We start from the raw sequence: 19,889 nt of genomic DNA on the forward strand, positions 1-19,889 counted from the left end.
TGCGGTGATATGGAGCCGATGACGGGAATCGAACCCGCGTATTCAGCTTGGGAAGCTGATGTTCTGCCATTGAACTACATCGGCGTGCGAGTGCTGGACTCGCGATCGACAGCCTAGCAAACCGGTGGCCGGGACGGTCGTCGGGACGCGCAGATGTCGCGGATCGTCGCGCTGGGCGCTACGAAGTGCTGCATCTGGCCGGCGATGAGACGGAGTCACCGGACCCGCTTCGGTTGCGACACAGCACTACTCACATACAGGGGTTGCGCGGAGGGCGGCTGAGCGGTAGTCTCGAACGTAGTTTCGAGTAAAGCCATGATGATGGGGGATGAAATCATGGCTTCTACCGAGCCATCTGCACCACTACCGCTTCTGATCGACCAGTACGAGCGCCTGCATGCGCTGCTGGACGAGATCGCCGAGACGACGTCCTCGGACTGCTCGGAGACCGAGCTGCTCCAGGTCGCGATCCAGCACGAGCGCGCCGAACGGCGCATGCTGTCGCTGTTCACCGATCACATCGTCGACATCGACGAGCGGTCGGCATACCGGAAGATGGGCTGCCAGACCGTCTCCAACTTCCTCTGCCACGGGCTGAACCGGCGCGGCGAGGCAAACCGCCTGATGAATCGCGTCTGGGCCTTAGGCAGGTTTCCGGACACGCAAGGGGTCCCGCTCGAACCCCGGTTCCCGGAGACCGCCAAAGGTGTTGCCGACGGCGAGATCTCGGGACGGCACGTCGACGTCGTCATCGAGGTGATGCGCAAGATCCCCGCCCATGTCGACCCCGCCGAAAAGGCTGCCGCCGAAGCGACTCTCGCGCACTACGCACGCGAGTACGACCCGTCGTCGCTCCGGGACCTCGGTGCCCGCATCCTGGCGCACCTCGACCCCGACGGAACCATCACCGACGACCGCGACCGCGCCCGCAACCGGGGACTCAAACTCGGGCCGCAGGACGCCCAGCTCATGTCCCGGCTCACCGCCACCCTCGACCCGACGACGCGCGCCATGCTCGACGTCGTCTTGTCGGTGTGGGCCGCTCCTGGGATGAACAATCCCGCCGATCCCGAGTCGCCCACCGGGAACCCCGCCGCCGCGGACCCCGACGCGCTGGCCGCCGCTGCCGGACGCGACGAGCGCTCGGCCGAGAAGCGCAACCATGACGCGTTCCGGGCCATGCTGCGCTTCGTGCTCGACGCCGGCGCCCTCGGGGGTTCGCACCACGGGCTGCCGCCACACCTTGTCGTCTCCATCACCGAATCGGCGCTGCGCGACGCGGCCGGCGACCCGGCACGGACCGCGACCGGAACCCTCCTACCCGTCAAGGACGCCATCGACCTTGCCGCCGACGCGCAGCATCATCTCGCGGTGTTCCGGGACCACTCCAGTGAGGTGCTCTATCTCGGACGGTCCAGACGATTGGCCTCACGCGCGCAACGAATCGCCGCGGTCGCCCGCGACGGCGGCTGCACCTTCCCGGGATGTACGCGGCCGTCGTTCGACTGCGAGATCCATCATGTAGTCGAGTGGGACGCCCACCACGGCTCCACCGACCTCGACACCCTCGCGACCGCCTGCCCACCACACAACCGAGTGGTCGGCACCGGGGTGGATCAGTGGGCCACCACCATCGCCACCGAAGGGGTTGACGCCGGCCGAGCCGTCTGGCACCCGCCCCGCTCGCATCCGTCGTCGACGCCGCGGACCAACCATGCCCATCGCACCGACGCGATCCTCGACCGGATGCGCGCCGATGTCCGGCGGCGCAGAACAGGGGTGCCGGAGAGCGGAGGATCTGCGCCGACCGACACCGGCGCAGATCCTCCTTGACCGTTCGATAACCTCGACACCGTGCTGCTCTCCGACCGCGACATCCGCGCCGAGATCGCTGACGGGCGCCTCGCCATCGATCCGTTCGATCCCGCCCTCGTCCAGCCCTCCAGCGTCGACGTCCGGCTCGACGGCCTGTTCCGGGTGTTCAACAACACCCGCTACACCCACATCGACCCCGCGCAGCGCCAAGACGAACTCACCTCGCTGGTCGAACCGGCCGACGGCGAGCCCTTCGTGCTGCACCCGGGGGAATTCGTGCTGGGGTCCACCCTCGAGGTGTGCTCACTGCCCGACGACCTCGCCGGCCGGCTGGAAGGCAAGTCGTCGCTCGGCCGGCTCGGCCTGCTCACGCATTCGACGGCGGGCTTCATCGACCCCGGCTTCTCCGGCCACATCACCCTCGAACTCTCCAATGTGGCCAACCTGCCGATCACGCTCTGGCCCGGGATGAAGATCGGCCAGCTCTGCCTCATCCGCCTCAGCAGCCCGGCCGAGGAGCCGTACGGCAGTGCGTCGGTGGGTTCGAAGTACCAGGGGCAACGCGGTCCGACACCGTCGAAGGCGTACCTCAACTTCCAGAAGAACGACTAGGGCCGACCGGAAGTTCACCTACCGGATCACCCTCCGCCACGGCGGAGATGGTTACCGGCCGCACCGCGTGGGTAACCGTAGCCTTCATGAAGCTCACGGTGATCGGATGCGGCTACCTCGGTGCCACACATGCGGCCTGCATGGCCGAACTCGGGCACGACGTCGTCGGCATCGACGTCGACGCGCACAAGATCGAGCGTCTCCAGGCCGGTGAGGTTCCGTTCTTCGAACCCGGTCTCTCCGACATCCTCCGGCGGAACATCGACGCCGGACGGCTGCGCTTCACCACCGACCATCTCGCCGCCGCCGACCACGCCTCGGTCCACTTTCTCGGGGTGGGTACCCCGCAGGAGCCGCGCGGGCATCGCGCCGACCTGTCGCATGTGTACGCCGCCGTCGACTCACTCGTGCCCACACTGCGCGGCAAGCACCTGATCATCGGGAAGTCCACCGTCCCCGTCGGCACGTGTGCCGAACTGTCGCAGCGTATCTCGGTCTTGACGCACTCCGGTGCCGACATCGAGCTGTCATGGAGTCCGGAATTCCTGCGGGAGGGGTTCGCCGTCGAGGACACCCTCGAACCGGACCGCCTGGTGCTGGGTCTGGGGTCGCTCGACGATCCGTCCTACGATCCCGCCGCCGAATCATCGGCGGGCGAGGTCATCCGCGAGATCTACCGTGAGATCCTCGAAACCGGCGTTCCGCTCATCGAAACCGATTGGGCCACGGCCGAACTCGTCAAGGTCTCGGCAAACGCGTTCCTCGCCACCAAGATCTCGTTCATCAACGCGATCAGCGAACTGGCCGAGATCGCCGGCGCCGACATCAACACGCTCGCCGACGCCATCGGGTATGACCCCCGTATCGGACGCCGATTCCTCAACGCCGGACTCGGTTTCGGCGGGGGATGCCTGCCCAAGGACATCCGCGCGCTGACCGCCCGGGCCGACGACATGGGTGCGCCACGCGCCGTGGGGTTCCTGCGCGAGGTCGACGCCATCAACATGCGTCGCCGGGGCGCGGCCGTCGAATTGGTCTACGAGGCGCTGGGCGGCGAGGTGTTGGGCCGCAACGTCGCCGTCCTCGGTGCCGCGTTCAAACCCGAGAGCGACGACGTCCGGGATTCGCCGGCCCTCGCCGTCGCGAGCAGGCTGGCTCTCGAAGGCGCGTCGGTCACCGTCTTCGATCCCAAGGCGATGGACAATTGCCGACGCATGCAGCCGAGTCTCCAGTACGCCGCCACCGCGCGCGACGCATGCGACCGGGCCGACGTCGTCGTCATCGCCACCGAATGGGCGGAGTTCGTCCACATGGCGCCCGAGGAACTCGATGGCGTGGTCCGCGCCAGACGAATCGTCGACGGCCGGCGCTGCCTCGACCCGCAGATGTGGCGCGACGCCGGCTGGGACTACCGCGCGCTGGGCGGTCCGGCACCCACCCGCCCCGCACCGCGAAACAGCCCGTCCGAGCAGGTGAACGGATTCGCGCCGGGGGCCTCGATCCGCTGAGTCGTGCTAGGTTGAGTCTCGCGACTGTCCAGGGGGCACCTTCTCGCCGGTGGGGGCTTGAGGCGAGGTGCACGTGAGGTGCAGGAACTGACCAGATGACCGACACGGTGGCCGACCCGGCCGTGACACCGACGTCTGCCCAGGCAGAGGTCACGGTCAGCGCTGTCGTCGCCGACTCCGTGCGCGCCCAGCTGGCTGACCGCGGAATCCCCGACACAGCCGAGATCGTCCTGTTCGATCTCGATCCGTGCGCGGGTGTCTCGGTGGGACGCATGGACCCGGCCCGCGGGACCGTCGCCGATTCCTACTCCGATTCCGGTCTCACCCTGGACGCCCTCGATCACGTGATCGCCGAGCACCTCGTCCGCGTCGGGCGCGTGGCCGCGCCGACCTCGCGCGACTGGCACGAGGAGGTCCTCGACCTCGTCACGCGCGGTCGCGAGCGGCTCCGCGACTCCGACGGCACGTTCCTGATGGGCCGTGACCACATCAGGCTGTTCCGGATGGCGCGTCGCGACGTCGCCGAAGCCGGCGCCCCACTCACCGCGCGGGCCGAAGAACTCGCCCGCGCGGCCGTGGCCGGCGCGGCTGCCCCCGCAGTCGTCATCACCGGTCGCGTGAGTGCCTGGCCGGGACTGCGGGACGCCGTTGCGCGAGCGGTCCCGGTGCCCGTTGTCGACGCCGAACCCGCGGGGAGCGCGATCCGGCCCGTGGCGACCGGCGGGCACGCAGCTGAACCCGACGAGGGCGCCGGCGACGGTGTCCCCGTCTGGCCTGCGCCGGCCATCACGTCGGAACGCGAGCACACGACCGACTCGCATACGCCGAACCCGTCGCCGGACGAAACGGTTCGCCCGGACAAGGGCGACGATCCACCCCACGACCCCCCGATCTTCGAGGCGGTGAAGCGCGCGCCGCCGCCGATGGCCACGGCGTTCGGGGCGCTGGCGACGTATGGTGCAGTCGGACAACCGATTCGCGCGGACCCGCCGAATGGCGGTCCGGCGTACGGCGGGGGCGTGTCGCACGACGGGATGGACACCGCGTCTGGATCATCGTCGGCGACCCGATCGCCCTCGGTGGCTGCGCCTTCCATCGGACGGGATGTCGACACCGTTCCCACATCGGATTCGCCGCCGGACGATTCAGCGCCGACCGGGCCGCTCCAACTCGTCGACGTTCCCACGACGGGCCCGCAAGCTGTCGGTGCCGGGCGGAGGCGTGGGGGCAAGCGTGTGCTCGCGGTGATCGCTCTGCTGTGCGCGGTGGCCGTCGTGGGTGTGGCCACGGCATTGGCGGTCGCACACGATGAGCCGGCCCCGGCCGTCGCCGCGCCGCTTCCCCAGCGCACGATCGTGACCCCCGAACCCGAATTCGCCGACCCCGCAATCCTTGCCGAGGCCCGGCAACCCGCGCGTCGGTACACGACGCCTCCGCCGCCCGAGACGACGACGCCCTCCTCAGAGTCGGCGCCCCGACCTCGTCCCCGGTCGCGGACCCCGCGTGCGCCAGGCGGTGTGACGATCCCGATCCCCGGTCTGCCGCCGATCGTCCTGCCCTGACGTCAGCCCGGGTGCGGGGACAGCCCGCGCGCCACGAAGGTCAGGACCTTCTCGTAACCCGCCGTCGCGTCGATCTGGGGCGGGTGGGTGCTCGCGAGTTCGAGTCCCACCGCGCCGTGCACGGCCGACCAGGCCAGCATCGCCAGGTCGGCCGGGTCCCCGGCCATGATCACCCCGGCCACCTGGCCGTATCGGATGACGTCGACGAGGACGGCGAACGCGTCCAGCGCGACGTCCGGTTCCGGCGCGCACTGTGCGGAGAACATCAACCGGTAGATCACCGGATTGGCGATCGCGAACGCCCGGTAGGAGCGACCGGAGTTGATGAGGCGGGCGACGGGGTCGTCGTCGGTCGCTGCGATGGCCCGGCCGAACTCGACGAACCCGTCGGTGACCAGCGCGTCGAGTAGGCCGTCGCGGCCGTCGAAGTGGTTGTAGACCCCCATCGGGGCCACCTGTGCCTCGGCCGCGACGGCACGGACCGTCAGCCCGGCCTCGCCGTCCCGCTCGAGGATTGTTCGTCCGGCCCGGAGCAGGGCGGAACGGACCTCGGCGGCCGAGGTGCGGGTGCGGGGCTTCGCGGGGGACATGTTGACAACCTACTAGAACAGTGTTCTTCTTGATTAGAACAGTGTCCTACAACAGTGGAACAATGTTCTAAACGATCTCGTCCGGCTGACAGCACGATCGCCCGAGTGGCCCTGATCAGGAGAATCCGATGCGAACAGAACGCGCACACATCCGCTGGTGGGCGCTCGGCGCCCTCAGCTTCGCCGAACTACTCGTCATGATCGACAACACGATCGTCAACGTGGCCCTCCCGACGCTCGCCCGCGACCTCGGCGCCGGGATCTCGGGCCTGCAGTGGATCGTCGACGCCTACACCCTCGTCTTCGCAGGTCTGCTGCTGACCGGAGGCTACCTCGGTGACCGGTTCGGGCACCGACGGATGCTCCTCGCCGGCATCGTGGGGTTCATGGGGGTGTCGGTGCTGGCGGCGTCGTCGCAGGACATCGGGCAGCTCATCGCGAGCCGAGCCGGGCTCGGAGTCTTTGCGGCGCTGGTCTTCCCGGCCACGCTCGCGATCATCACCACCATTTTCGTCGACGCCCGGGAACGCGCGATGGCGGTGGGGATCTGGGCGGCCGTGTCCGGGGTGGCGGTGGCCATCGGGCCGGTCCTCGGCGGATGGCTGCTCGAACACTTCTCGTGGACTTCGGTGTTCTGGGTGAACATTCCGTTCGGTGTGCTGGCCCTGGTGCTGATCCTGGCCGTCGTTCCCGGCACCCGTCCGCTGGCGGTGCCACGCTTCGACGCCGTCGGCGTCGTGCTGTCTGTCGCCGGACTGGGCCTGCTCACCTTCACCCTGATCGAGGCACCGCATGTCGGCTGGGCCGAAGTGCGCACGGTGCTCGGAGTCGTTGTCGCGCTGGCGATCCTCGCCGTGTTCGTCACGACGCAGCTCCGGATCGCGCATCCGATCCTCGATGTGCGACTCTTCGCCAACCGGCGTTTCGCGACCGCGGCCGGGATGATCAGCGTGGCGTTCTTCGCACTGTTCGGCTTCATCTTCCTGATCACCCAGTTCTTCCAGGCGGTGAAGGGTTACGGGCCGCTGGCCGCCGGAATCCGTACCCTGCCGTTCGCGATCGTGATGGCGGCGCTGTCGCCGGTCGCGATGGCGCTGTCGCAACGTGTAGGGCCGAGGGTCGTCTCGGTGATCGGTGCGTTCCTGATGTCGGGTGGATTCGCACTCGTCGAGATCTCCTCGCGCGCTTCCGGTTACTGGGAGCTCATCGTGTGGTCGATGGCACTGATGGCGGCGGGGCTCGCGTTCATCTCCGGTCCGTGCACCCAGCTCATCATGGACGCGCTGCGTCCGGAGCAGGCCGGCGCGGGCAGTGCGGTCAACGACACGACGCGGGAGATCGGCGGAACGCTCGGTGTGGCCGTTCTCGGTTCGATCCTGACGTCGGCCTACGTCGCCGGTGTCGGCGAACGGCTGTCGGGTGGCGGCATGCCGGCCGAGGCGGTCGACGCGGCGAAGCAGTCCGTGATGGCCGGTGTCGAGGTGGCGGACCGCCTGCCGGGCGCGATGGGCGATGCGGTTCAGGTCGCGGTTCAACAGGTCTTCATGGACGGCTTGCACAACGCGGTCTGGGCGGCGGTCGCCATCACCGCGACGGCAGGCATCGCGGCAGCATTCCTGTTGCGCGGCAGTGGGACCGGACGCTCCCCGCACCTCAGGGAGCAGAAGGGCTCAGAGGTCGAGGGTGAGGTTCCCGCCGGGACTGCGTGAGACGCAGGTGAGCATGGTCCCGGCCTCGCGTTCGGGCTCGGTCAGGATGTTGTCGCGGTGGTCGATCTCGCCCGACAGCGTCCTGACCTTGCAGGTGCCGCAGAATCCCTGCTGGCACGAGTACGGCACCGACGGCACCACCCGGCGGATCGCGGCGAGCGCGGATTCGTCTGCGGCGACCGGGATCTCCTGGCCGGTCGAGGCCAGGGTCACGGTGAAGTCGGTCCCGTTCTCCACCGGCGGCGGGCTGAAGCGTTCGTAGTGCAGCTCGATGTCGGCCCGTGCCGCGAGATGGCGGCGAAGCCCCTCCAGCATGGGAACCGGGCCGCAGCAGTAGACGGCGAGGTCGGCGGGATCGTCGACCGGACCGACCAGTTCGGACATGCTCGGCAAACCGTGCACGTCATCGGTCCGGATCGCGACGCGGTCGCCGAAGGCGGCCACCTCGTCGAGGAACGGGATCGACTCGGCGGTACGGCCGGTGTAGATCATCGACCAGTCCAGACCGAATCGCTCGGCGGTGGCCAGCATCGGCAGGATGGGGGTGATGCCGATTCCCGCCGCGACGAACCGGATTCGGCGGGCGGGTGATCCGTGGCCGGGAATCGCGAACGGGAAAGCGTTGCGCGGTCCCTTGATCGAGAACACGTCGCCGACCCGCAACGAGTCGTGCACCTCGACCGAACCGCCGCCGCCGTCGGGGATCCGGCGCACCGCGATCCGGTAGTGGTCGCGGTCGGCGGTGTCGCCGCACAGGGAGTACTCCCGCATGCGTCCAGACGGCAACAGCAGATCGATGTGGGCACCCGCGTGCCAGGTCGGCAGTGCGCCGCCGTCGGCGGCGGCGAGGGCGAGCGCGATGACGTTCTCGTCCCGCGCGACCACCTCGCGGCCGACGATGCGGACCTTGGTGGTCCCGTCGCTCACCGCACCAGGTTGCAGCGGTGACAGCGGTCGCCAGACCGGCCACCACGCCCGGGCCACCATCGTCCCGACCGTGAGCAGTGGATCGTGTCGCCACCGGCCGTGCAGGTGCGGCGGCGGCTGGGTCAGCGTCGTCGAATGCGGATGTGCGCGTTGGTTCATGACCGTGGGTCCTCCTGCGATCACGCCGCGTTGCGCGCGGCGGGGGAGCTCGCGAGATACGCGACGGCCTGCGCGGTGCTGCCGATGTCCTCGGGTCGGAACCCGGGCCGGAAGTAGCTGAAGGTGGCGAACACGATCGTCCGCATCTTCGGCAGCACACCGGCACGTACCCCGCGGTGGTAGTGCCACGTCTTCTGGAAGTAGTTGTAGGACAGCGTCTTGTCCTGGCTCATGATGAAGCGGTAACCCCGCTGGATGAGGATCAGCAGGATCGGCAGCACCACGAACATGGCACGGCCGCGGCGGAGATACCCGTCGCCGAAGTACGCGGCGACATCGTGCGCCACCGCGCGATGCTCCACCTCTTCGGCCCCGTGCCACATGAACAGGTCGGCCATCGTGGGGTGTGCCCCGAGCCGGGTCCAGGTGTTGTTCAGCGCGAAGTCGCCGAGGATCGCGGTGTAGTGCTCCAGGGCCGCGATGAGCCACAGGCGTTCGACGAGGTGTTTGTCCCGGGCCTCCTGGGTGCCACCGTCCAGGGGGCCGAGTACTTTGCGGAAGATCCACTCCATCTGCAACTGGTAGGGCCGTGGGTCGATGCCGTGGTGATCGAGGAACTCCCACAGGACGTGATCGTGGGCCTCGGCGTGCATGGCCTCCTGGCCGATGAATCCTCGCATCCGCGAGGCGAGTTCCTCGTCGGCGACCAGCGGCAGGGCCTCGTTGTAGGTCTGCACGAACCATCGTTCGCCCTCGGGCAGGAGGAGATTGAGCACACTGATGAAGTTCGACGCGACCGGATGGCCGGGAATCCAATGCAGCGGGACGTCATCCCAGTCGAATGCCACGTTCCGGGCGTGCAGTTCGACGGGGCCGGGATCGGCCGAAGCGTCGTCCCCGTGTGCGTGATCGTCGTGTGCGTGATCCCCGTGTGCGTGATCATCGGTGTGCGTCATGTCGTTCACCCCGTGACGTTCTGACGGGCGCCGATGCGCGACAGCCACGGCGCGAAGCGGTAGATCCGGTATCCCACTTTCGCTTCCACGGTCACAGGCACCACCGCCCGGTTGTGCTCGATGGCCGCCACGATCTCACTTGCGACCCGGTCCGGCGTGAACCCCCGGCGCTGGTAGAACCGGTCGAGTCGATCGCGGCGTGCTTGTTCGGTCTCGGCGTCGAGGCCGGCGATCGGCGTCGAGGAGACGATGTTGGTGTCGACGAGCCCGGGACAGATCGCACTGACGCCGATGCGGTGTTCGGCGAGCTCGGCGCGCAGCGACTCGGAGAACAGCAGCACCCCCGCCTTCGACGCCGAGTACAGACCGAGGCTGCGCGACGGCGTGAACGCCGCGGCCGACGCGATGTTGACGATGTGCCCGCCCACCCCGCGCTCGACCATCTGGCGGCCGAATTCGCGACTGCCGGTGACGACGCCGCGGAGGTTGACGTCCAGCAGCCGGTCCACCTGCTCGTCGGTGGCGGCCAACACCCCACCGGCCAAACCGATTCCCGCATTGTTGACCACGATGTCGGGAACCCCGTGGACATCTCGGATGCGTGCGGCGAAGGCGACGAAATCCGCGGTGTCCGACACGTCGAGGAGGTACGCATGCGCCGCCGACCCCGCGACCTTGCAGGCCCGGGCGGTCTCGTCGGCGGACGTGAGGTCGAGGTCGGCCAGCACGAGTTCGCAACCGCGTTCGGCCAGGGCGAGGGCCGTCTCACGTCCGATACCGCTGCCCGCACCGGTGATCACGACGAGTTTGCCCGCCAGCGGCTTCGGTTCGGTGAACAACCGCGCGCGCTCGATCGCCGGTGCCGGCTCTCCGCTGTTGGTTTGCAGCGCAAGGAAATCCAGGACGAGCCCGGTCAGATAGTCGGGGTGGGTGTACGGCAGCCAATGGCCGGTCGGGGTGTCGCGTCGCCAGAGTTTCGCGGCGTAGGTCGGCGTGTTGTCGTAGATGGCGGGTCGCAGCGCGATGTCGCGTTCGTTGACCACCTGGAGCACCGGCACCGTGGTGGGCCGCGGATCGGGCCGCAGGAGTTTCGCGCGGATGTTCGCGCGGTACAGGGCGAGGCCGGTCACCATGTCGCGACGCAACGAGTCGGCGACGTCGACGTTCTCCGGTGGTGTGCCCTCGACCGCACGCAGGAACTGCTTCCACACCGTCGGGTTGCCCAGTGCGCGCAACAGCACGCCGGGGAGCACCGGGAGCTGGAAGAGCCCGGTGTAGGCAGAGGACATCGACTGCGCGAGAACATTTCGCAGATGACGAGGCGTGGGGCTGGCGACCTGATCGCGCACGAACTGGCCGAGGTGGTCGAGGTTCGGGCCGGAGACCGAGACGAACGAGGCGATGCGGGCGTTCGCTCGCGGGCGACTCACGGCCTCCCATGTCTGCACCGACCCCCAGTCGTGGGCGACGACGTGGACGGCGTCGTCCGGACTCACCGACTCGGCGACCGCGTACAGGTCGTCGGCGAGCTCGTCGAGTCGGTAGGCGGCGACCCGCCGGGGGCGGTCACTCGCGCCGAAGCCGCGGCAGTCATAAGCGACCACGTGATACTTCTCCGCCAGGCGCGGGGCGATGTGGGTCCACAGATGGTGGGTGTCCGGCCAGCCGTGCACCAGCAGCACCGTCGGATTCGACGTATCGCCCAGTTCATAGGTGGCCAGCCGAATCCCGCTGTTGGTGACGGTTCCCCGTCGCCAGTCCGGCTGGTGGTGTTCTGCCGTCTCGGACATGTGTGTCACCTCGTTGTGTTGCCGCGCCGATGGAGGTACACGTTACCAACGGTTACACAAATGTCCAGACCCCTGGAAAACAGTGAGGGCCCGGTCCGAAGACCGGGCCCTCACCAGGTGTTATCTGCAGGAGTCTACGAAGTCACTGCCGGTACGACGACAAGAAGTTACCGATCCGCTCCACGGCCTCTTTCAGATCGCGCGACCACGGCAGGGTGACGATGCGGAAGTGGTTGTGGTCGTCGAGATTGAATCCGGTGCCCTGCACGACCAGGATCTTCTCCTGCAGCAGCAGGTCCTGGACGAACAGTTCGTCGTTGTGGATCTCGTACACCTCGGGGTCGAGACGGGGGAAGGCGTACAGCGCGCCCTTGGGTTTCACACAGCTGACCCCGGGGATCTCGTTGAGCTTCTCCCAGGTGACGTTGCGCTGTTCGTACAGCCGGCCGCCGGGGGAGACGAGGGCCTCGATGGATTGGTAGCCGCCCAGCGCCACCTGGATCGCGTGCTGGCCCGGCACATTCGCGCACAGACGCGTCGACGCCAGGATGCCCATGCCCTCGATGAAGCCGCGGGCGTGGTCCTTCGGTCCGGTCATCACGACCCACCCGGCGCGATAACCGCAGACGCGGTAGGCCTTCGACAGGCCGTTGAAGGTGAGGCACAACAGATCCGGCGCCAGCGACGCCACGTTCACGTGCTCGGCCTCGTCGTAGATGATCTTGTCGTAGATCTCGTCGGCGAGGATCAGCAGCGAGTGCTCGCGGGCCAGTTCGACGAGCTGCTCGAGGACCTCGCGTGAGTAGACCGCGCCCGTCGGATTGTTGGGGTTGATGATGACGATCGCCTTGGTGCGGTCGGTGATCTTCGCGGCGATGTCGGCGACGTCGGGGTTCCACCCGTTCTCCTCGTCGCAGCGATAGTGCACGGGCTGACCGCCGGACAGCGAGGTCATCGCGGTCCACAGCGGGTAGTCGGGCGCCGGGATCAGGACCTCGTCGCCGTCGTTCAACAGCGCCTGCATCGTCATGGTGATGAGCTCGGAGACGCCGTTGCCCAGGATGACGTCATCGACGTCGAAGTACGGGAAGTCGGGGATGAGCTCGTAGCGGGTCACCACGGCACGCCGCGCGGACAGGACGCCGGCGGACTCGGAGTAGCCCTGCGCGTAGGGGAGCGCGTGGATCATGTCGCGCATGATCACGTCGGGGGCCTCGAAACCGAACAGCGCCGGGTTGCCGATGTTCAGCTTGAGGATTCGGTGGCCCTCCGCCTCGAGCCGCTGCGCGTGCGCGTGGACGGGACCACGGATCTCGTAGCACACGTTCTGCAGCTTGAGCGACTGCTCCAGCGGCTTGAGGTTCTGGTTCAGGTGCGAAACATGGGGCCTACTCACGGGTACATTGTCGCAGCCGGTGGCAAATGCGTTTCTGCCAGTGCGTGCGTTGTCCCGACACCGACCTACCCACCGGGGGGACTAGTAGTCGACCGCGTCCCGGACGAGCGGACACGTCATACAGTGACCGCCACCCCGCCCGCGTCCGAGTTCGGCCCCGACGATGGTGATGACCTCGACGCCCGCCTTGCGCAGCAGGGTGTTGGTGGTCGTGTTCCGGTCGTAGGTGATGACCACCCCGGGCTCGAGGGCGACGGCATTGTTGCCGCTGTCCCACTGCTGGCGTTCGGACTGGTAGACGTCGCCCCCGGTCTCGATCACCCGCAGCGCGTCCAGATCGAGCGAACGCGCGACGGTGTCCACGAAGGAACCGGTGCCGTGGTCGATCACGTCGACCCCCGGCGCCGCGTCCGACGGCAGCAACGAGAAGGTGTGCACCGCGTCGATGATCCGGGGGTACAGCGTGACGATGTCGCGGTCGGCGAAGGTGAACACCGTGTCGAGGTGCATGGCCGCCCGCAGCTTCGGCATACCCGCGACCACCACCCGTTCGGCGGCGCCCTTCTCGAACAGGGTCTTGGCGACCTGGGTGATGGCCTGACGCGAGGTCCGCTCACTCATGCCCATCAGGACGACCCCGTTGCCGACCGGCATGATGTCGCCACCCTCGAACGTGGCCCGCCCCCAGTTCTGTTCGGGATCCCCCCACCAGACCGTCGCGTCGACGAAATCCGGGTGGTACAGGTAGATCGCCTTGTAGATCAGGGTCTCCTCCCGTCGCGCCGGCCAGAACAGCGGGTTGAGGGTCACCCCGCCGTACAGCCAGCAGGTGGTGTCGCGGGTGTAGAGGGTGTTCGGCAGCGGCGGGAGCAGGTACTCGCGCGCGCCGACCTGCTCGCTCGCGAGTTTGAGGTAGCCGGACCGGAAATCGTCGGGCAGATCGTCGGTGGCCAGCCCGCCGATCAGGACCTCGGCGAGGGCTCGCGAGGTGAGCGATTCGAGGTAGCTCCGGGTGCTGTCGACGAGACCCAGGCCGACGCGGTTGGTGACGATCGTGCGGTCGAGCAGCCAGTCCCGGGCCCCGGGCAACTCGAGTGTTGCGGCCAGGACGTCGTGGAGTTCGAGCACCTCGACGCCGCGCTGCGTCATCTTGTTGACGAAGTCGGCGTGGTCGCGCTGCGCGTTCTCCACCCACATCACGTCGTCGAAGAGCAGGTCATCGCTGTTGGTCGGGGTCAGACGCCGGTGCGCGAGTCCGGGCGAGCAGACCAGCACCTTGCGCAGGCGGCCGACCTCGGAGTGGACACCGAGCGTGGTCGTTCCGGATGTGGCTGCGGAGATCATCGGGGACCGGGCCTTTCGATCGTGGACGGTTCGGTGTGGTCTGTTCCGGAGCGTGTCACAGCGTGATCGCCCCGGTGGCCAGCGCGCCGATCCCGATCACCGCACCGATCAGCAGTACGCCACACAGGATCGCCTCGGCGAGGCGGAAGACCCGCGCGTCGTTCTCGCGGCGCGCCATCACGTACAGGATGGTGCCGGGGGCGTAGATGATGCAGGAGAGCACGAGGAATTCGGGCCCGGCCGCGAACACCAGGAACACCGTGTAGATCGTGGCGAGCACGGCGATCGCGAGCGCGCGGATCGCCTGCGGACCCTTGCCCCGCTCGGGGAACGCGATCTTCAGGGCGAATGCCGCCGCGAGGAAATAGGGGACCAGCGACAGGCTCGTGCACAGGTCGAGCAGGAAGTCAAGCGAGTCTTCGGCGAAGAGGACGACGACGATCATCGTCTGGACCATCAGCGAGGTGAGCAGGAGAGCGGCGATGGGGGCTCCGGCACCGTTCTGCCGGGTCAAGAACTTCGGCATGTCCTTGTTCTGGGCCGGGATGAACAACACCTCCGCGGCCATCAGGGTCCAGGCCAGATATGCGCCGAGCACCGACACGACCACACCCACACCGATGAACGCGGTACCCCAGCTGCCCACGATGTCGGCCAGCAGCGGTGCCATCGACGGCTGCCTCAGCGCGGCGATGTCGGCGCGGGGAAGGATGCCGTAGGACAGGATCGTCACCGACGCGAACACGCAGAGCACGCTCACGAACCCGAGAATCGTCGCCCGCCCCACGTCCTCTCGGCGCCGGGCGTAGCGCGAGTAGACGCTGGCGCCCTCGATGCCGAGGAACACGAACACGGTGACGATCATGGTGTTGCGGACCTGATCGAAGATGGCGCCGGCGGTGATGTCGTCGGTTCCCCAGAAGTTGTCGGTGAAGACGCCGATGTCGATCGCGACGGCGGCGATGGCGATGAAGACCAGGATCGGCACGACCTTGGCCACCGTGACGATCCGGTTGATCGCGGCGGCATCCTTGACGCCCCGGGCGACCAGGGCGGTGAACACCCAGATGCCCACGGTGGACAGCAGGGCGGCGATGAAGGTGTCGCCCTCGCCGAGCGCCGGCCAGGCCTTGCCGATGGTCGACATGATGAAGACCCAGTAGAAGGCGTTGCCCGCGCAGGCGCTGGCCCAGTAACCGAAAGCCGAGTTGAACCCGACGTAGTCGCCGAAACCGGCCTTCGCGTAGGCGAACACCCCGGAGTCGAGGTCCGGTCGCCGGATCGCGAGACGCTGGAAGACCAAGGCCAGCATCAGCATTCCGGTCCCGGCGATCACCCACGCGATGATGGCGGCGAACACACCTGCCGCGGTGCCGAAACGAGCCGGGAGGGAGAACACTCCGGCGCCGATCATCGAGCCGACCACCATCGCGGTCAGGGTCGGCATGCTCATGCCGGATGTCCGCTTCACCGCAGGGTCATCGACCGCCATGTGCGACTCCTGATCTCAAGCGTGATCACATTTCGCAGCGCTCAATATGCCACAGGTCGGCGGTGTCGGCAGTGGTCGACGCACCGGCGGCAGACGAAGAACGGGCCCCGACCGGTGGTCGGGGCCCGTTCTCGGGTACAGCGGACTACTTGTGGCCGGGCCGCTTCTTGCCGGCCGCGATGCCGAAGCCCTTGGCCTTCGACGCCCCGGTCTCGGCGACGGTACGAGCCGCGGACGAGCCGTTGCTCGACGCCGCGGGTGCCTCGTCGGCCGGGGCTTCATCTGTCGGTGCCTCGGCTGCCGGTGCCTCGACTGCCCGTGTCTCGTCGGCTGGTGCCTCGGCTTCCGGGGCCTCGGGTTCCGGCGCCTCGGCTTCGGGAGCGGTCTCCGGCTCGGAGTCCGATTCCGGTGCCGGCGCAGCGGCCGCCGGAGCAGCCTTGCTCGCGCCGCCCGGCCGCTTCTTGCCCGCGGCCATGCCGAAGCCCTTGGCCTTGGCCGGCTTCTCCTCGGTCAACGCTGCGGCCGAACCACCGTCGCTCGCCGTCGCCTCCGATGACGGGGCCTCCGATGACGTCGCCTCCGATGAAGGGGCCTCGGCTGCTGCCGGGGCCTCGGCGGTCTCCGACTGCGTGGGCTCGGCCTCGGGTTGTGCCGCCTCTGGTTCGGGTGCACTCTCAGCCGGTGCGGCGGCCGGCTTGGCCGCGGCCTTGCCGATCCCGCCCGGCCGCTTCTTGCCCGCGGACATCCCGAAGCCCTTGGCCTTGCCCGGCTTTTCTTCCGTTGCGGCAGCGACAGATGTGTCCGTTGCGGCAGCGACAGATGTGTCCGGTGCTTCCGCAGTCGCCGACGATTCCGTGTCGACGGTGGGCGCGGCGTCCGGTGCCGATTCGCTCTCGTCGACCTTGCTCTCGGCGGGGGCGGTCACTCCGGCGTCGGGTGCGGATGCGTTGGTCGCCTTCTGACCCGGCCGCTTCGCCTTGCCCATGCCGAAGCCCTTCGACGCGGGCTTCTTCTCGGCTGTCTCGGCGGCGGCCTCGGCGACCTCCTCCTTGACCGCGTCCGACGACTCGGTCTCGGCAGGCGCCGGTTCGGCGGTCCCCCCGGCGGGCTTGCCTGCCGCACCGGGACGCTTGGCGCCGCCCTTCATGCCGAACCCCTTGGCGGCGGGCTTCTTCTCGGCGGGTGCCTGGGCCGGGGCCTCGGCGGGTGCGGAATCCGTGGCCGGGGCGGCGGCGGATGCCGCGGCACCGGGCTTCTTGCCGCCCTTCATGCCGAAGCCCTTGGACGCCGGCTTCTTCTCGGCGGGCGCCGTCTCGGCGGGTGCCTCCGGCGCTGCGGTCTTGGCCGCCGCACCCGGCTTCTTGCCGCCCTTCATGCCCAGGCCGACCTTCGGCTTCGGGGCCGCCTCGGTCGTCGCCGACGCGGATGCTGCCGCCGCGGCGGGGACCTTCTCGGGCTCGGGTTCGGGCTCCGGCTCGGCAGCGCTCGGACGCGGTCCGAGGAACCGGCCGCCGAGCTTCACCTCGGTGGGGCCGCCGCGCTTGACCGAGTCGAGCAGCAGCTGCGCGACGTCGACGACCTCGACCTTGCCCTCGGACTCGGTGCCGCTGGTCCGGGCCGTGACACCGTCGGTGAGCATGACGCGGCAGAACGGGCAGCCGGTCGCGACCTTCTTGACCTGATCGCCGGTCGTGTCGCCGTTTCGATTAGGCCCGCTCGCTGCGCTCCCGGCGCCCAGGGTGTTCAGCGCCTCGTCGACCCGGTCGATGTTGATCCGCTTGCCGATCTGCTCTTCCATCCACATGCGCGCGCCACCGGCACCACAGCACATGGACCGCTCGCCGTGACGCGGCATCTCGGTGAGCGTCGAACCGGCGGCGCCCATGAGTTCACGCGGTGCGTCGTAGACCTTGTTGTGGCGGCCCAGGTAGCACGGGTCGTGGTAGGTGACGTCCTCGCTGATGGGGGCGACGGGGACGAGCCGCTTCTCGCGCACGAGGCGGTTCAGCAGCTGCGTGTGGTGGACGACTTCGTACTTCGCTCCCAGCTGCGGGTACTCGTTGCCCAGTGCGTTGAAGCAGTGTGCACAGGTGACGACGACCTTCTTGCGCTGCTCGGGAGCGGTCGCGAAGACCTCGCCGAGCATCTCGATGTTCTGCTGCGCGAGCATCTGGAAGAGGAACTCGTTGCCGGCGCGTCGTGCCGAGTCACCGGTACAGGTCTCGCCCTCGCCGAGAACCATGAAGTTCACCGCGGCCATGTCGAGCAGTTCGGCGACGGCCTTGGTGGTCTTCTTCGCGCGGTCCTCGTAGGCGCCGGCGCAACCGACCCAGAACAGGTACTCGAAGCCCTCGAACGACTCGACGTCCTTGCCGAAGACCGGGATCTCGATGTCCATCTCGTCGATCCAGGCGGTGCGCGCGGAGGCGTTCTGACCCCACGGGTTGCCCTTGTTCTCGAGATTCTTGAACATGCCGGCCAGCTCGGTCGGGAAGTCCGACTCGATCAGGACCTGGTAGCGGCGCATATCGAGGATGTGGTCGACGTGCTCGATGTCGACCGGGCACTGCTCGACGCACGCGCCGCAGGTGGTGCAGCTCCACAGGGTCTCGGTGTCGATGACCGCACCGAGTGCCTCGGGGTCGAACTCGCCGTCCACCGACTCGACACCCAGTCCGCCACCGAGGTCGCCCTTCGACTCGCCGACGAGCTTGCGTGCCGCTTCGGCGCGCGCCGCCTCGGGGATAGCGTTGAGCTTGTCCTCGAGCACGTTGCCGTCGGCGTCGACCAGTCCGACCTCGTCACCGCCCATGTCCTTGCGGCCACCGGCCAGCAGATAGGGCGCCTTGGCGTTGCCGTGATCGCGCAGCGACATGATGAGCAGCTTGGGGCTCAGCGGCTTGCCGGTGTTCCATGCGGGACACTGCGACTGGCAGCGACCGCACTCGGTGCAGGTGGTGAAGTCCAGCCAGCCCTTCCACGAGAAGTCCTCGATCTTGCCTGCGCCGAACGCATCGACATCGGGGTCGGCGGTCTCCATGTCGAGGACCTTGCCCTGGCTCATCATCGGCTTCGCGGCACCGAGGGCGACGCCGCCGTCCTGCTCGCGCTTGAAGTAGATGTTGAAGAAGGCCGAGAAGCGGTGCCAGGCAACGCCCCAGCTGATGTTCATGCCGACCATGGCCAGCCAGACCATGCCGCTCATCAGCTTGATGACGGCGAAGATCGACACCAGGGTCGGCGACGCGGGGAGGATCTTCGCGACCTGCATGGTGAAGAAGTCGGAGTAGGCGTTCGCGTGACCGTAGGTCGCGATCTTCGAGGCCTTCACCAGGATCATGCCCAGGCCCTCGAGGAGCACGACGGCCTCGACGAAGTACGCCGGGGCGAAGCGTGATCCGCCGAATCGGGAAAGCCGCTCGGGGACGCGCGGGTGGTTGAGCTGACGGATCACGATCAGCACGATGATGCCGACCACGGTCGCGATGCCGAGGAGCTCGTCCCACAGGTGCCAGGCGAACGTGTCACCGAAGACCGGCCAGTGGAACTCGGGGTTGATGGACTGGCCGTAGGCCTCGAACCACAGCAGGAAGCCGCCGAGGAAGCCGACCATCACGAGCCAGTGTGCCCAGCCGACGGTGCGGAACTTCACCATGCGCGTGTGGACGATGAATTCCTTCATCATCGTCAGGAACCGCGGCAGGATGGGCCAGAAGCGGGCGCTGTCCACCTTGTGCCCGAGCTTGATGGTGCGGTAGATCCGCACCACGCCGCCGAGGAACAGGTACCAGCAGAACAGGCTGACCACGGCAGCGGTGGTGCCGAGGGCAATCGTCGTGGCTGTCACGGGCTCGTACCGGCCTTTCGTCTAGGTCGTCCGCCGCCGGGTCGCGGAACGCGAGGCTGGGTACCACGGGGCGGTGTACTACAGGTAACCGTAATTCGTTGCGCCACCGGAGCGCTGCCAAGGCTGGCCTAATTACGCTGGTCTACCTCATGAGTGATGATACTCGCGAGTAACTTACTGTC

Annotated in this window: 13 protein-coding genes and 1 tRNA gene; 5 read left to right on the top strand and 9 right to left on the bottom strand. The window is 68.1% G+C overall.

The window, feature by feature from the left end; genetic code table 11:
* Positions 1-10: 10 nt before the first annotated feature.
* Positions 11-84: transfer RNA gene (locus MHN80_RS09960), tRNA-Gly, on the bottom strand.
* 252 nt (positions 85-336) lie between these two features.
* Between MHN80_RS09960 and MHN80_RS09965 the strand changes: the two genes are divergently transcribed.
* The 4 genes from MHN80_RS09965 to MHN80_RS09980 all read left to right on the top strand — a co-directional run bounded on the left by MHN80_RS09965 (position 337) and on the right by MHN80_RS09980 (position 5,497).
* Positions 337-1,833 carry an HNH endonuclease signature motif containing protein gene (locus MHN80_RS09965; RefSeq protein ID WP_239401265.1) on the top strand — a complete coding sequence of 499 codons (1,497 nt, stop codon included), beginning with the start codon at positions 337-339 and terminating at the stop codon, positions 1,831-1,833.
* Between the two features lie 21 nt (positions 1,834-1,854).
* Positions 1,855-2,427 (top strand): dCTP deaminase, encoded by a 573-nt coding sequence (gene dcd / locus MHN80_RS09970; RefSeq protein WP_004022432.1) that lies wholly within the window; start codon positions 1,855-1,857, stop codon positions 2,425-2,427.
* An 86-nt stretch (positions 2,428-2,513) separates the two neighbouring features.
* Positions 2,514-3,935 (top strand): UDP-glucose/GDP-mannose dehydrogenase family protein, encoded by a 1,422-nt coding sequence (locus MHN80_RS09975; protein ID WP_004022431.1) that lies wholly within the window; start codon positions 2,514-2,516, stop codon positions 3,933-3,935.
* A gap of 95 nt (positions 3,936-4,030) precedes the next feature.
* A complete protein-coding gene (locus MHN80_RS09980) occupies positions 4,031-5,497 on the top strand; it encodes a hypothetical protein (RefSeq protein WP_239401267.1) in 1,467 nt (488 codons plus the stop codon).
* Between the two features lie 2 nt (positions 5,498-5,499).
* Here MHN80_RS09980 and MHN80_RS09985 read toward each other — a convergent pair whose 3' ends face one another.
* Positions 5,500-6,087: a TetR/AcrR family transcriptional regulator gene (locus MHN80_RS09985; protein ID WP_239401269.1), complete on the bottom strand. Its 588-nt coding sequence runs from the start codon at positions 6,085-6,087 to the stop codon at positions 5,500-5,502.
* Between the two features lie 128 nt (positions 6,088-6,215).
* Between MHN80_RS09985 and MHN80_RS09990 the strand changes: the two genes are divergently transcribed.
* On the top strand, positions 6,216-7,796 hold the full coding sequence (locus tag MHN80_RS09990; RefSeq protein ID WP_239401271.1) for a DHA2 family efflux MFS transporter permease subunit: 1,581 nt from the start codon (positions 6,216-6,218) through the stop codon (positions 7,794-7,796).
* Here MHN80_RS09990 and MHN80_RS09995 read toward each other — a convergent pair.
* The 7 genes from MHN80_RS09995 to MHN80_RS10025 all read right to left on the bottom strand — a co-directional run bounded on the left by MHN80_RS09995 (position 7,758) and on the right by MHN80_RS10025 (position 19,707).
* Positions 7,758-8,882: a PDR/VanB family oxidoreductase gene (locus MHN80_RS09995; protein WP_239401273.1), complete on the bottom strand. Its 1,125-nt coding sequence runs from the start codon at positions 8,880-8,882 to the stop codon at positions 7,758-7,760. The genes MHN80_RS09990 and MHN80_RS09995 overlap by 39 nt on opposite strands.
* Positions 8,883-8,902: 20 nt before the next feature.
* The gene (locus tag MHN80_RS10000; protein ID WP_239401275.1) at positions 8,903-9,838 is read right to left on the bottom strand and encodes a metal-dependent hydrolase; all 936 of its coding nucleotides are present in this window, start codon (positions 9,836-9,838) and stop codon (positions 8,903-8,905) included.
* A gap of 5 nt (positions 9,839-9,843) precedes the next feature.
* The gene (locus MHN80_RS10005; RefSeq protein WP_239401277.1) at positions 9,844-11,628 is read right to left on the bottom strand and encodes an SDR family oxidoreductase; all 1,785 of its coding nucleotides are present in this window, start codon (positions 11,626-11,628) and stop codon (positions 9,844-9,846) included.
* A 142-nt stretch (positions 11,629-11,770) separates the two neighbouring features.
* Entirely contained in the window at positions 11,771-13,024 is a 1,254-nt protein-coding gene (locus tag MHN80_RS10010) for a pyridoxal phosphate-dependent aminotransferase (RefSeq protein ID WP_064570324.1), read from the bottom strand.
* An 81-nt stretch (positions 13,025-13,105) separates the two neighbouring features.
* On the bottom strand, positions 13,106-14,368 hold the full coding sequence (locus MHN80_RS10015; protein ID WP_239401279.1) for an arginine deiminase: 1,263 nt from the start codon (positions 14,366-14,368) through the stop codon (positions 13,106-13,108).
* Between the two features lie 55 nt (positions 14,369-14,423).
* Complete coding sequence (locus tag MHN80_RS10020; RefSeq protein WP_239401281.1) at positions 14,424-15,860, bottom strand: basic amino acid/polyamine antiporter; 1,437 nt, start codon at positions 15,858-15,860, stop codon at positions 14,424-14,426.
* A gap of 145 nt (positions 15,861-16,005) precedes the next feature.
* The gene (locus MHN80_RS10025; protein WP_239401283.1) at positions 16,006-19,707 is read right to left on the bottom strand and encodes a heterodisulfide reductase-related iron-sulfur binding cluster; all 3,702 of its coding nucleotides are present in this window, start codon (positions 19,705-19,707) and stop codon (positions 16,006-16,008) included.
* Positions 19,708-19,889 lie beyond the last annotated feature (182 nt).

Origin of the sequence: Gordonia sp. McavH-238-E (assembly GCF_022348225.1) — a bacterium.
In the GTDB taxonomy this organism is placed as follows: Bacteria; Actinomycetota; Actinomycetes; order Mycobacteriales; family Mycobacteriaceae; genus Gordonia; species Gordonia terrae.

Excerpts from the sequence above, each read along its gene's own strand:
- MHN80_RS09965 (WP_239401265.1), top strand. The coding sequence starts at position 337 with ATGGCTTCTACCGAGCCATCTGCACCACTACCGCTTCTGATCGACCAG.
- MHN80_RS09975 (WP_004022431.1), top strand. The coding sequence starts at position 2,514 with ATGAAGCTCACGGTGATCGGATGCGGCTACCTCGGTGCCACACATGCG.
- MHN80_RS09980 (WP_239401267.1), top strand. The coding sequence starts at position 4,031 with ATGACCGACACGGTGGCCGACCCGGCCGTGACACCGACGTCTGCCCAG.
- MHN80_RS09985 (WP_239401269.1), bottom strand. The coding sequence starts at position 6,087 with ATGTCCCCCGCGAAGCCCCGCACCCGCACCTCGGCCGCCGAGGTCCGT.
- MHN80_RS09990 (WP_239401271.1), top strand. The coding sequence starts at position 6,216 with ATGCGAACAGAACGCGCACACATCCGCTGGTGGGCGCTCGGCGCCCTC.
- MHN80_RS09995 (WP_239401273.1), bottom strand. The coding sequence starts at position 8,882 with ATGAACCAACGCGCACATCCGCATTCGACGACGCTGACCCAGCCGCCG.
- MHN80_RS10000 (WP_239401275.1), bottom strand. The coding sequence starts at position 9,838 with ATGACGCACACCGATGATCACGCACACGGGGATCACGCACACGACGAT.
- MHN80_RS10005 (WP_239401277.1), bottom strand. The coding sequence starts at position 11,628 with ATGTCCGAGACGGCAGAACACCACCAGCCGGACTGGCGACGGGGAACC.
- MHN80_RS10015 (WP_239401279.1), bottom strand. The coding sequence starts at position 14,368 with ATGATCTCCGCAGCCACATCCGGAACGACCACGCTCGGTGTCCACTCC.
- MHN80_RS10020 (WP_239401281.1), bottom strand. The coding sequence starts at position 15,860 with ATGGCGGTCGATGACCCTGCGGTGAAGCGGACATCCGGCATGAGCATG.